At 48.6% G+C, this 11,822-nt stretch carries 9 protein-coding genes; 3 read left to right on the top strand and 6 right to left on the bottom strand.

The features are described 5' to 3' along the window. Positions 1-20: 20 nt before the first annotated feature. The gene (locus tag QD47_RS11680; protein WP_044646291.1) at positions 21-653 is read right to left on the bottom strand and encodes an NAD(P)-dependent oxidoreductase; all 633 of its coding nucleotides are present in this window, start codon (positions 651-653) and stop codon (positions 21-23) included. Between the two features lie 186 nt (positions 654-839). Then, a complete protein-coding gene (locus QD47_RS11675) occupies positions 840-1,313 on the bottom strand; it encodes a GNAT family N-acetyltransferase (RefSeq protein ID WP_082067167.1) in 474 nt (157 codons plus the stop codon). Positions 1,314-1,457: 144 nt separating this feature from the next. On the opposite strand from QD47_RS11675, the gene QD47_RS11670 reads away from it, so the two are divergent. Further along, on the top strand, positions 1,458-2,426 hold the full coding sequence (locus QD47_RS11670) for a flagellar export protein FliJ (protein WP_044646290.1): 969 nt from the start codon (positions 1,458-1,460) through the stop codon (positions 2,424-2,426). A 273-nt stretch (positions 2,427-2,699) separates the two neighbouring features. Further along, positions 2,700-3,656: an ArsR/SmtB family transcription factor gene (locus QD47_RS11665; RefSeq protein ID WP_014279496.1), complete on the top strand. Its 957-nt coding sequence runs from the start codon at positions 2,700-2,702 to the stop codon at positions 3,654-3,656. A gap of 121 nt (positions 3,657-3,777) precedes the next feature. Here the strand turns inward: QD47_RS11665 and QD47_RS11660 are convergent, their stop codons facing one another. The 3 genes from QD47_RS11660 to QD47_RS11650 all read right to left on the bottom strand — a co-directional run bounded on the left by QD47_RS11660 (position 3,778) and on the right by QD47_RS11650 (position 7,990). After that, positions 3,778-4,836 carry a lactonase family protein gene (locus QD47_RS11660; RefSeq protein ID WP_044646289.1) on the bottom strand — a complete coding sequence of 353 codons (1,059 nt, stop codon included), beginning with the start codon at positions 4,834-4,836 and terminating at the stop codon, positions 3,778-3,780. A gap of 220 nt (positions 4,837-5,056) precedes the next feature. Then, on the bottom strand, positions 5,057-6,256 hold the full coding sequence (locus QD47_RS11655) for an MFS transporter (protein WP_044646288.1): 1,200 nt from the start codon (positions 6,254-6,256) through the stop codon (positions 5,057-5,059). 972 nt (positions 6,257-7,228) lie between these two features. Further along, complete coding sequence (locus QD47_RS11650) at positions 7,229-7,990, bottom strand: AAA family ATPase (protein ID WP_044646287.1); 762 nt, start codon at positions 7,988-7,990, stop codon at positions 7,229-7,231. Positions 7,991-8,204: 214 nt separating this feature from the next. On the opposite strand from QD47_RS11650, the gene mprF reads away from it, so the two are divergent. Continuing rightward, positions 8,205-10,847 carry a bifunctional lysylphosphatidylglycerol flippase/synthetase MprF gene (gene mprF, locus QD47_RS11645; RefSeq protein ID WP_044646286.1) on the top strand — a complete coding sequence of 881 codons (2,643 nt, stop codon included), beginning with the start codon at positions 8,205-8,207 and terminating at the stop codon, positions 10,845-10,847. A gap of 221 nt (positions 10,848-11,068) precedes the next feature. Here mprF and QD47_RS11640 read toward each other — a convergent pair whose 3' ends face one another. Further along, positions 11,069-11,695: a nitroreductase family protein gene (locus QD47_RS11640; protein WP_044646285.1), complete on the bottom strand. Its 627-nt coding sequence runs from the start codon at positions 11,693-11,695 to the stop codon at positions 11,069-11,071. Positions 11,696-11,822 lie beyond the last annotated feature (127 nt).

Genomic DNA, 11,822 nt, shown 5'->3' with positions numbered 1-11,822 from the left:
CCCGTAGTGTCATCCCTTTTTTAATATCCAACCGTAAAACGGGAATTTACAAATTCCCCTTCTACCAGTTCATCAATCAGGGCTACTGCATAATCCTCAACCGAGATGCGGCTGTGACCCAATTCATCAACAACTACATGGTCCAAGCCAATGCGAAACTGCCCTGTACGCCGTCCCGGCTCAATGATTGCGGCAGGACTGCAATATGTCCAGTCCACATCCGCAGCACGATACAGCTCCAGTGCATCGGCATGTGCGGCTGCCAGTGGCTTGACTTCCTCTGGAAACTCGGCGGTATCCATTAGACGTTCACCGTTTTCCGTTTTCAGGCTACCAGCTCCGCCAACCACCAGTATGCGCTCTGCGCCGGAACGCCGGGTTCCTTCCAGTAAAGAACGGGTTGCTTCGAGCAATTCTTCCTCAGCTCCAAACTTGGGACCATAAGCGCTGATCATGGCCTCGTGTCCTTTCGCAGCGGCTGTTACGGAATCGGGATTCAAAATATCCGCTTGAACGACCGTCAAATACTCACTTTGCTCCGTCACACGCTGCGGATCACGCACCGCCGCCGTCACCTGGTACTTGCGCTTGATGGCCTCCTTCACCAATGCTTGGCCAATGGTTCCTGTTGCTCCAAAAATAATGACTTTCATCTGTCCTTGCCTTCTTCCTGTCTATAATTTACTTACTATTGAGCATTTTGCATCAATCCCAAGAGCGATTTCAAATCAGCAATATATAGATCGAAACGGTTTAGTTCGTCTATATATTGTACTTTCGAGCGTTGGGAATCGAATGATGCAAAATGCTGACTATTACTTATCCGCTTCGGCCCTTGCTTAAACCCCGCCCGGCTGCCGCCAGTACATTCCTTCCGATCTCGGACTGACCAGTTGAAAGCCAAATTGCGCATACAAGCGGTCGGCTGGCTTGTCTGCGATCAGCGTCGCAAAGCTACCCGCCGGAACCTCACGTTTCAAATAGGACATAATCTCTTCCATAAGTATACGCCCGTAACCTTTTCCCTGATGGGAGGGCTTGACTGCAATATCCGTCACCAGAAAGAAAACACCACCGTCACCGCTCACCCGGCCCATGCCGATCAATTCCTGCCCGATCCGTAGCGTCACCGCAAACAGGCTGTTCGGCAGGCCCTTGGCTGCTGCTGCTTCAGTAATCTGCGTCAGACCCGCCTCCTTCCGCAACCCCCGATACTCCTCTACAGATGGAATGACGTACTCCACGCGAAGCTGCCCGTCCGGGTGATTCGACCTTCTATGATGTTCTGCCGTATTTTCGACATGCTCGTTCATACTGAATCTCCCCTCCCTGCGTATCATCTTGTCTATTTTACCAAAAAATACTTCATATATCTCTGTCAGACGTGACCAAGCCCTTGAAATGCCTGTGTGGTCTGTGCAATAGTGTAGAAAGAACAATGGAAGGAGGGATTGCGGGTGTCCCCGACGGACTTCGCGGCATTGGCCGCATATATCTCACCCGGGCTGATTGCCGTCCTGCTGGCATTGTCTTTGCTGGTGTGGCTGTATGTTCACAGTGCAGCCCAGCTTCGAAATTCACGTCAGCAGCGGTTGAATGAATTACAGGAATCGCTGCGTATCTACGGACGGTTGGCAGGCTATCTCCAAACCTCCACTCAGAACGGCATAAGCAGCAGTGAAACGCGCCAGCATCAGAGTGGACTGATTCATGCCCTTCAGGAAGCGAAGGCTGCTCCCTATTTAACCCCTCACCTTCAGGAACAGGTTCAGGCATCTCTAAGAGAATGTGACGCATTCCGCAGGGAGTTGCTTCTTAAATCACTGGAGCGCGAAATGAACAAACTGATCGACGAACGTCGGCTTGTTCTGCTGGAATCGCATGCTCCGGGCTGGGGTACGGCTTTATGGAAGCTGCTGCGTCCCGCAGCCGGGCCGTTGGCGCTGGCGGGTATAGTGTGGCTAATCTCACGGCTGATTGTGGAACTAATGTCGTATAGTACTATCTATCCTGGTCTGCCCGAAGCAGTGCCATCTGCATCCTGGCTCATAGGGTGTACATGGATGAGATTTGCTTCCGGCTTGATCGCCCTGCTGTACGTATATCGGTTGATGACCCTGCGCAGACAAAATGATCTGGATGTGACGGCATCCCATTTTCCAACAAGCCTGTTGTCCATGGTGATCGCCGCCGTTGCCCTGTTTCAATGGATCGGACCGGAAGCTTCTCCCTACATACTGGCTGTGCAGCTTGTCCTGTTTTTGATCGGCTTCCGGCTCACCCGGGGCCGCTCACGGAGTGATCGCCCTTATGTCGGTCATCCCGGCTTGATGAAGGCCGATCCTTCTCAACATCAGGAAATGCACACGACAGACAAAGACAGAACGTCCGACTCTTCTTTGGCGGAGGAACATAGCCGTTCCTAGACGGCAAGCGATGCAAGATCGTTTACAGCATGAACGTTAAAACCACATCCCATCACAGGACATCCCGACAGACACCGAATGGTTTTATGGGGTGTCCTGTTTTTTGAACAATTTTAGACTTTTTGAAGGGTTAAGCTTGTGCCAGCAATCAAGGAAAGGGTATATTGTTTATATAAATGTAAATCATATCGTTTTTTATGTATGAATATTGAAAAAAATCCATATATGTTAAACTATCATCAATTGTTGATGTGCGTTAGAATTGGAGGAACTATGCAACTGGACATTTCTGAAAAATCACTTCCCGTATATGAAGCACTGGCCAGTGAGGTTCGGCTGAACATGATTGTTCTGCTTGCGGAGAAGCCAATGAATATACGCGAGCTGGCGGAAGCGCTGGGACTAAGCAGTGCCATCATGACCATGCATGTTAAAAAGCTGGAGAGAGCGTCCATTATTTCGACCAAAATGCTGCCCGGACGCGGTGGCGTGCAGAAAGTATGCTCACTGGCTACGGACAAAATTGAAATAGCTATGCCCCGCTATCAGCAGGATGTACGGCAATTTCATCAGACGGAGATTTCCGTCGGGCACTTTACGGATTTTGAAATTCAGCCGACCTGCGGGCTGGCTACCGTCGAGAAAATTATCGGAGAATTCGATGAGCCTCGTTCGTTTCTGGACCCTGAGCGCTTCAATTCCAAAATTCTGTGGTTTAGTCAAGGTTATATGGATTATAAAGTACCAAATTTCCTCCTGTCCAGCCAAAAGGCCGAGGAGCTGGAAATTTCGATGGAACTATCGTCCGAGGCCCCTTTTACCAACGACAACTGGCCTTCGGACATTACCTTTTTCCTGAACGATGTGAATCTGGGGACTTGGACCAGCCCGGGAGATTTCGGCGATAACCGTGGGAAATACACACCTGCATGGTGGCCTGATTTTATCAACCAATACGGTCTGCTCAAAAGACTTCGCGTTACATCTAAGGGTACCTTTATGGACGGCAAGCAAATATCCGATGTGACCTTAAGCCAGCTGCTGATTGATCAGAAACAATGGAAATTCCGCATTGCCATTCTGGATGATGCCCAGCATGTTGGAGGAGTTACCCTGTTCGGTACTGGATTCGGTAACTACAATCAGGACATTCTGTTCCGCTTGTACTACAAGCCTGCGGAAAACCATACGAAAACAGCAACAGTAGAAGCTGGCGACAGCAGCAAATAAACATTCAGAGCCTGTTCTTCTCAGACCCTAAAACACGGCCCTTTGCCCCATGCGTTCATGGCAAGCAAAGCGCCGTGTTTTTATTTTTTTATCTTCTTCTAACGTGCCTTTTTGCCATACGCTATGACTGCCGCACAGGCTCAATACACACGGGTGAAGGAACTTCCAGCACATATCCTGTTCGAGTCAATCGTCCGTCTTCGCTATGAATAGCAAAGGATACGATGTTATTTCCGTCCTGATTCGCGACAACCAGATACCCGGACAGGATGTTGAAGTTACGCGGCGTGCTGCCAGAAGTCTCCACCCATTCAACCGTCTCCAGCTTACCGCTGTCCAGATCGACATGGTACAGCACGATGCTGTTATGCCCTCGGTTTGACACATACAGATAGCGTCCACAAGGCGTAATCCGAATGTCTGCGGATGTATTTTCCACATCTATGATGCCTTCCGGCAGCGTGGACAAGCTTTGCAGCAATTGAAGCTCCCCGTTGCGTTCGTTGTAGCTAAATACAGCGACAGTATTATTCAGCTCATTAGCCACAAAGGCATAGGGACGCGAAGGATGAAAGACCAGATGACGCGGACCGGAACCGGGCGGCAGGTCTGCCTCACGATGGGTCACCAGTTTCCCGTCTTCCGTCAAACGGTATACCACAATCTGATCCAGCCCCAAATCACATACCATTGCGTACTGCCCTGAAGGATCAGGAATAATCGAATGCGGATGTGCCGCATCCTGACGGTCCTGGCGAATACCTGAGCCGGTATGCTGGACCTGCCCCGACATTTCCCCCAACCCTCCAGCTTCCGTCACCGGGAATACCACGGCATTGCCGCCTGAATAATTGGAAGCCAGCACATACCGTCCATCCGCTGTCACTGAGACATAGCAAGTGTGCGCCCCTTCGGTCCCTTTTCGATCCAATGGGTGCAGCTCTCCCGTCTGTGCATGCACCTGATACGCATACAGCTCGCCTTCCTCTGTCTCACTGGCGGCATACAGCTTGGTCCCATCCGGGTGCAACGCCAGAAATGAAGGCCGCTCGATTCCTTCCACGCCTCCAATGATACGCAAATCTCCGTTTTCAACACGTAAAGCGCATACATAAATTCCTCTCTCATGGCGAGGCGCATAAGTTCCTGTATAAAATAGCTGTTCATTCCACTCTTTCATCGGCTCTCGTCTCCTTTGGGCTGTTGCCCAGATTTTTTCGAGCTATATCTCATTTCTGTGTCTTCCTTGTAAACTTACCATGCATTATTACCCACGAAGCAGTCGTTTCATTAACCATTTCTCTATGTATACCAAAAATAGTCTCCTTCGGCGCGACCTGTGGTTCACAAGAACGTCACAGATCGCACCAAAAGAGACTATGTTTACAGGAAAAATAACATTAAACCGCTGTCGTTTGTGTACCTTTGCTGTTCCATTTTACAGCCAGTCCCAAACTAAGGATGAGAATAACCGCCCCGAAAATGTACGGCAGATTGATATGCACCTCAAACAACGTACCCGCCAGCGCAGGTCCCAAAATGTTACCGATACTCATATAGGCATTATTCATCCCGGCTGCAACTCCCTGTTCATCCCCGGCCATTTTGGATAAAGCCGTATTAATGGCTGGTCGCAGCAGCGACGTTGCAGTAAAGAAGATGAGCGATACCCCGAGTACATAATAAAAGTTGCCAGAGAGCAGCATAAGCACAAGAGAAATCGCGGAAAACAGAAAGGAGCCGATAATAACACCTTTTTCGCCAAAACGATTCAACAACGGACTGATCACAACCGCCTGAATTATCGTTCCGACCAGTGCCCCTACCGTAATAATGATCGCAATATCGCGCTCATTGTAATGAAACTTGCCTGTCACGAAGAAAGGAAACATGGTTTCAAAATGCGTCAGCCCAAAGGTTAGGGTGAAAATCATAATCAACAGCATGAAGTACGGCTTGCGAAAAGAAAGTGCAAACTGCTTAATGACATTGTCGCGTTTGACTTTGACATCCCGGAATTTCAACTGTTTCTCCATCGACAAGGTTTCGGGCAGCAAAATCAACGAAACCAGGGCAGCCACACCCGATACTCCAGCCGAAACGTACAAAGGCGTGCGTATCGAAATATCTGCCAGCAAGCCGCCCACACCAGGGCCGATAACAAACCCGAGAGACATGGCCGCGCCCAACAAACCCATTCCCCGACCGCGATTGTGTACCGTCGTAATGTCGGCAATATAAGCCATCATCGGAGGAATCATAAAGGCAGCCCCTGCGCCTCCGAGCAAACGGGATATATACAGCATCGTCAACGAATGCCCTATGGCAAATAATACTGAAGAAATCGTCATGATCACCAAACCGATAATGATCATTTTTTTGCGTCCGTATTTATCGGACCATTCACCAGCCAACGGTGAAAACAGAAACTGGGTCAAGCCGAATACGGCAACCAGATAGCCTCCCGTTTCACCAGTGCCTCCGAGGGAACCCATGAATTTGGGGAGGATCGGAATGATGAGGCCAATTCCCAGCATGGCAATAAACATATTAATCATTAAAATGACCAACGGCCCCATTTTCAATTGTGATTCTGACATGTTGCGTGTTGTCCTCCTAAGGTTATTTATTTCGCATACGAAAATCTTATTTTGCAACTATTAGTTCAAAACTCTTCACTATATTAATAGACCCACGAGCAAATAACAATCATAAATCAAACTTAAATATTATCAATAATCTGAAATAGTCTTAGCAGCTTGCATTTGGCATCGTGGAGCACGTAGATAACTCTTCTGCATCAATTATATACAAACATGCGTTCTATATACAATGCACAAAAAAAGGAACTAACAGCATAATACTGGAAGAACCCTAATTTTAAATTTAATGCAAAGGCGCTTGATCCCAATCTGCTATATGCAATTCGTAAAAGTTACCTATCGTGCCACTCCACAGACGGATGGTGCTTCGCTTGCACAGCCCCATTCCGTCTATTAAGTTATCCATGTACATTTTTTAGTTCAGCTTACATATTTGACTATGACTACAGGCATTCCATTCTTTTTAGTTCCACTTGGTATTTCAATTCACAGACTCATGTAGAGTGCGACTCCTGTTGGGCGCTGATCGCCAAGGCTGACGACGATATTTCAATCCACGCACTCATATAGAGTGCGACAGCGAAAATGCAGTAATTCATACCTTAATGATATAAATTCCATACATTTTAGCAAAAAACGATGCCAAAAAGGCTTGAATCAACCATTGACTTCTACTGAAGTAAACTGATTTAATGTTTTTCGACAAATTTCGAGGTGCGAAGGATCCGGGGTTTTTATGTGAGCTTCACATTCGCACCTCATCAAAAGAGCAGTATACTCATTTTATTTCCCCTTATACATATACCATAAATGAGCATGATAACCAATAATAAGGTGCAAATCCGGTGAATATTTGGGCAAAAGACAAACTTCGATCTCATCTGCTTGGACCAACGTATAGGTCGCCTTCTTGTAGCTAAAGTCTAAGTTGTACGAGTACGGATAGCTCTCTTGAGGTTCACCCATTCCTTATTGGGGATCTTCGAATAGCTCCTGCATCATCTTTTCCTTGTTGTTCAGAAATTGTTTCATGATGATAAAATGATCGGTTTCCTCCAGCGTCCGGGTGTCTATTCCTTCATGTGTCAGGTGGTACAGGACGGAGTCGGGATAGGCCATCAAAATCGGGGAATGCGTAGAAATGATGAACTGCGAGCCCTGCTGTACCAGCTCGTGGATACGTGCAAGCATGGCCATCTGGCGCAGGGGCGATAACGCAGCCTCTGGCTCATCCAGAATATACAGCCCCTGACCTCCAAACCGATGCAAAAATGCGGCAAAAAAAGACTCGCCATGCGACTGCGCATGCAACGATTTTCCTCCATAGGAGTCTCGGATGGGCCGGCCCTCTCCTTCCCGATCCAGCTCGTCGATATGAGTCGCCAGATTATAATAGCTTTCTGCACGGAAAAAGAAACCGTCCCGCGGCTTGCGAACCCCTCTCACCAGCCGGACATACTCATGCAGCGAGGAATGCGTGGCCTGTGTAGAGAAATTAAAATTTTTGGTGCCGCCCTCCGGATTAAATCCCCACGCGACCGCTATCGCTTCCATAAGCGTTGATTTACCCACACCGTTTTCTCCAACAATATAGGTAACAGACGGGTGAAATTTCAGCTCATTCCATTGATGCATGGCTTTTAAGTTAAATGGATACCGGCTTTTGTCAGCATCCTGCGGCCACATCAGCTCCAATCGACGTACAAAAAGATCACGATCCCACATACTCATGTCCGTTCAGCTCCATTACCAAGTAAATGACTAGGCTTTTTATCATTATATTGGAATTATTTACGGCAATCAATCTGAAAATCCGGTTTTCGTAACCCTTCTGTTGTTATTCGTTCGTTTATTACAGGTATAATATATAGTAGCCTTTCATTGGGCATGATATTTCCGTGTATCATTCAGAATCTATTTCATTATTTTTCAGGCAGGTGAATCTATGAATTCAAATCACAAACCGATCCAATCCTTTAAAATCGTACAGTTCATGATGACCATCTACAGGCAGCGGCTGACACGTATTTTGCTTCCGCTGGCTGTATTGGCTTTTATTATATGGGAGGCCGGACGAGAGCTGAAAAGCTTCAATCTGGCACGTATGCTTCATGAGCTGCGGCGAATGGATGCTACCTTTCTCATCGAAATCGGCTTGTTCTCACTGATAGCCGTGGCCGCCATGAGCGCATACGATTACGTGATCAGGCATCATTTCAAGCTACAGGTCAAGCCCGCAGCGACATTCCGGTACGCCTGGATTTCGAACACCTTCAATAACGTCTTTGGCTTCGCTGGCTTTACAGGAGCGGGATTGCGCACGGTGCTGTACAAAAAAAGCGGCGTGCCGCTGGGGATCATCACCTCTGCGGTGGTGTTCCTTTCGCCTGTAGTCATTACCGGGCTTTCTTTGCTGGCCTGGGGCGGGATTGCCCATCTATATCCGGTACAGCCCGTGCTGGATGCTCATCCGTGGCTTCATTGGGCGTTATGGGGAATGGCGCTGTACCTGCCACTGTTCCTGATTATGCAGCGATCCAAACGGTACGCCACATGGTTCAACAAGGGAGCTGGCCAGCTTTCCTGGTCCACCATCTCCGCCTCCATCGGCGCTTCGCTGCTGGAATGGCTGCTGGCCGGCCTTACCTTTGCATGGATCGGCTCGCACTTGCTGCATGAGCTGCCGATGAATGCCGTGTTTGGCATTTATGTAATTGCCGCGATTGCCGGGCTGATCAGTCTCGCGCCCGGAGGAGTCGGCGCCTTCGATATTATTGCCCTGCTTGGGCTGCAAATGGCAGGCGCCAACTCGGATCGGGCATTGGCTGTGCTGCTGGTCTTTCGCGTCTTTTATTACATCATTCCGTGGTTGATCGGCCTCGTGTTGGCTGCGCTGGAAATGATTCCGCGCAGCGAACGCCTGAGCCAACTGGCAGAGACAAGTTGGGAAACCTCACTCAACGCTTGGCAAAAGGTATGGGGCTGGCCTGGTCAATTCCGCTTTCTGGCCGACCTGGGGGTATGGGCACTTGGCAAGCTGGTACTCATCTCCGGCGTAGTGCTCCTTCTGTCGGCTGCTACGCCGGGTCTGCTATATCGACTGCGTTTTGCCGAGCATCTGCTCAGTCTGCCCGTCATGCGCCTGTCGCATGAAATCTCCGTCATCATCGGAATTATGCTCGTGGTGCTGTCTCACGGAATATCCTTGCGCATTCGCAGAGCCCTGCGGCTGACGCTGGTACTGCTGCTTGCAGGGGCCATTTTCACCTTCATTAAAGGCCTGGATTTCGAGGAAGCTCTATTCCTGTTGTTCGTAGCGCTGATGCTGTGGATCTCGCGCTCGCGGTTTTATCGGGTTAGTGCGCCGCTGAATCGGCACAATATTTTAATCTGGGGCGGATTGTCTCTGCTCGTGACCGGCGCTTACTTTATGATTGGGGCAGGCTCCAATACTGCGTTTATGCGCAATCTGCACGCCAAGGTCCATCTGGACTTTTTTATGAACCGCAGCGATTACGGGGTTACAGCGGTGTTCAGTCTGATTTTGGCGTGGGTGTTCCTGACGGTGTATTTCTTCCTCCGTCCCCAGCGTGGAATTGGCAATCTGCCTGACTCGCAAGAGCTGGATAAGCTAAAAGCATTTTTGGAAAAGCAGGACGGCAATTTGGTTTCTCATATGCTCTTTCTCGGCGATAAGTATCTGTACTGGACCAAGAACGAGCAAGTGGTTATTCCCTATGCCCGCAGCCGGGACAAACTGATTGTGTTAGGTGACCCGCTCGGTCCGAAGGAACGTGTGAGCGAAGCGATTCAGGAATTTCAGCGCTTTGCAGACCGATATGCGTTAACGGCTGTATTTTATCAGGCATCACCAGAGTATTTGTCCATCTACCATGAGAACGGCTATCGGTTTTTCAAGCTGGGCGAGGAAGCGCTGGTGTCGCTGGAGTCCTTTACACTGACAGGTAAAAGCAATCAGGTGCTGCGCAGCGCCAAAAACCGCTTTGACCGCGAGGGGTACACGTTCGAGATGATCCAGCCGCCTTTGGATGGAGCATTAATGGAGGAGCTTCGTCACATTTCGAATATCTGGCTGGATGGACGGAAGGAGAAAGGCTATTCGCTCGGCTGGTTCAAAGAGCCTTATCTTCAGTTAGCCCCGATTGCGCTGTTAAAGGACACTGAAGGAAAGATCATCGCCTTCGCGACGATGGCCCCTGCCTATGACCGTGGACAGACGGTCTCCATAGACCTGATGCGTCATCTGCCCGATACGCCAAATGGCACGATGGACTACTTGTTCACACGAGTGATCGAGTGGGCCAAAGACAGCGGGTATACGACCTTCAATCTCGGCATGGCTCCGCTGTCCCAAGTAGGACAAAGCGAAAAAGCGTTGCGCGAGGAAAAGCTGGCTCGGCTCGTTTTCCAATACGGAGGACATTTTTACGGCTTTCAAGGGCTGCGCCGCTTCAAGGATAAGTTCAAGCCGCAATGGGAGCCACGCTATCTGGCCTATCCGGCTTCTGTCTTTTTGCCTATTCTGACGCTGGAGCTGGTATATCTGGTCTCCAAGCGTTCGGATTAGAGTAAAAGCATTCTCGCAATGCAAGGCAGGCATAACAAAAGGGTGTTCCCCCAACCACGACGGTTGCAGGAACACCCTTTTTATGTGAGGATTTTGCAAAAATCCAAAAAGCGACTTGTAATCGACAATATATAGATCGAAATGGTTTTATTCGTCTATATATTGCACTTTGGAGCGGTTGGAATCGAATTTTGCAAAATCCTGATGTTTAAAAATTCTTCTTAGAAGCTACCTTTTACAACAACTTCAGACAATGGGAAACGTCCTGATGGACGTGCTGGTATTTGTGCTTTACCTACCGTAATCAGCATCGTTGGCAAGTAACGTGCAGGAATGTTGAATTGCTCAATTAATTGCGCAGGAATGAAACCACCTATAGCGCAAGTGTCATAGCCAAGCGATTTAGCAGCCAGCATAATGTTTTGTGCCGCAAAAGCAGAGTTCAGGATCGCTGCATCGCGAGCTACTTGTGCGTTTTGGTAAGCACCGTTGATTTGACCTACCAATGCGTCACGGATCTCCGCAGGCATTGTACCAGCGTCTACCGCTTGATCATAAATCACAGCGTTACGGTTCGCTTCCAGATCACCCAAAACGGCAATGGTCACAGAGCTTTCCGCTACTTGCCCCTGATTGTAAGCGATAGGCAGCAACTTTTGCTTGTCAGCTTCGGTTTCAATCACGAGGAATTTCCAGTGTTGAAGGTTCCAGGCAGAAGGAGCTTCTATCGCAGCTATCAAAATAGCTTCCAGATCTTCCTCTGGCAATTTAAAATCCTTAACATAACTTTTTACCGCATGTCTTTCACTAATGACAGACAGAGTTTCGTTTTTTTGGATACTCGACATTCTGGACACACTCCTACATTTCTCATAGTATATATATCTGAATCTTGAATCTTGAATCCTTATTAACTTCCCAAACTATTGTAATTATAAAAACGATAGTGAATGATGTCAATATGTTTAAGTATGA

The sequence above is a fragment of the Paenibacillus terrae genome (assembly GCF_000943545.1).
Lineage (GTDB): Bacteria > Bacillota > Bacilli > Paenibacillales > Paenibacillaceae > Paenibacillus > Paenibacillus terrae_A.
Note: the sequence above shows the minus strand (reverse complement) of the source record. Positions and strands in the feature narration are given on the sequence as shown.

What these genes read in the sequence shown, in the direction of transcription:
- QD47_RS11665 (WP_014279496.1), top strand. Translation starts at nt 2,700, where the DNA reads ATGCAACTGGACATTTCTGAAAAATCACTTCCCGTATATGAAGCACTG.
- QD47_RS11640 (WP_044646285.1), bottom strand. Translation starts at nt 11,695, where the DNA reads ATGTCGAGTATCCAAAAAAACGAAACTCTGTCTGTCATTAGTGAAAGA.
- QD47_RS11675 (WP_082067167.1), bottom strand. Translation starts at nt 1,313, where the DNA reads ATGAACGAGCATGTCGAAAATACGGCAGAACATCATAGAAGGTCGAAT.
- mprF (WP_044646286.1), top strand. Translation starts at nt 8,205, where the DNA reads ATGAATTCAAATCACAAACCGATCCAATCCTTTAAAATCGTACAGTTC.
- QD47_RS11680 (WP_044646291.1), bottom strand. Translation starts at nt 653, where the DNA reads ATGAAAGTCATTATTTTTGGAGCAACAGGAACCATTGGCCAAGCATTG.
- QD47_RS11650 (WP_044646287.1), bottom strand. Translation starts at nt 7,990, where the DNA reads ATGAGTATGTGGGATCGTGATCTTTTTGTACGTCGATTGGAGCTGATG.
- QD47_RS11660 (WP_044646289.1), bottom strand. Translation starts at nt 4,836, where the DNA reads ATGAAAGAGTGGAATGAACAGCTATTTTATACAGGAACTTATGCGCCT.
- QD47_RS11655 (WP_044646288.1), bottom strand. Translation starts at nt 6,256, where the DNA reads ATGTCAGAATCACAATTGAAAATGGGGCCGTTGGTCATTTTAATGATT.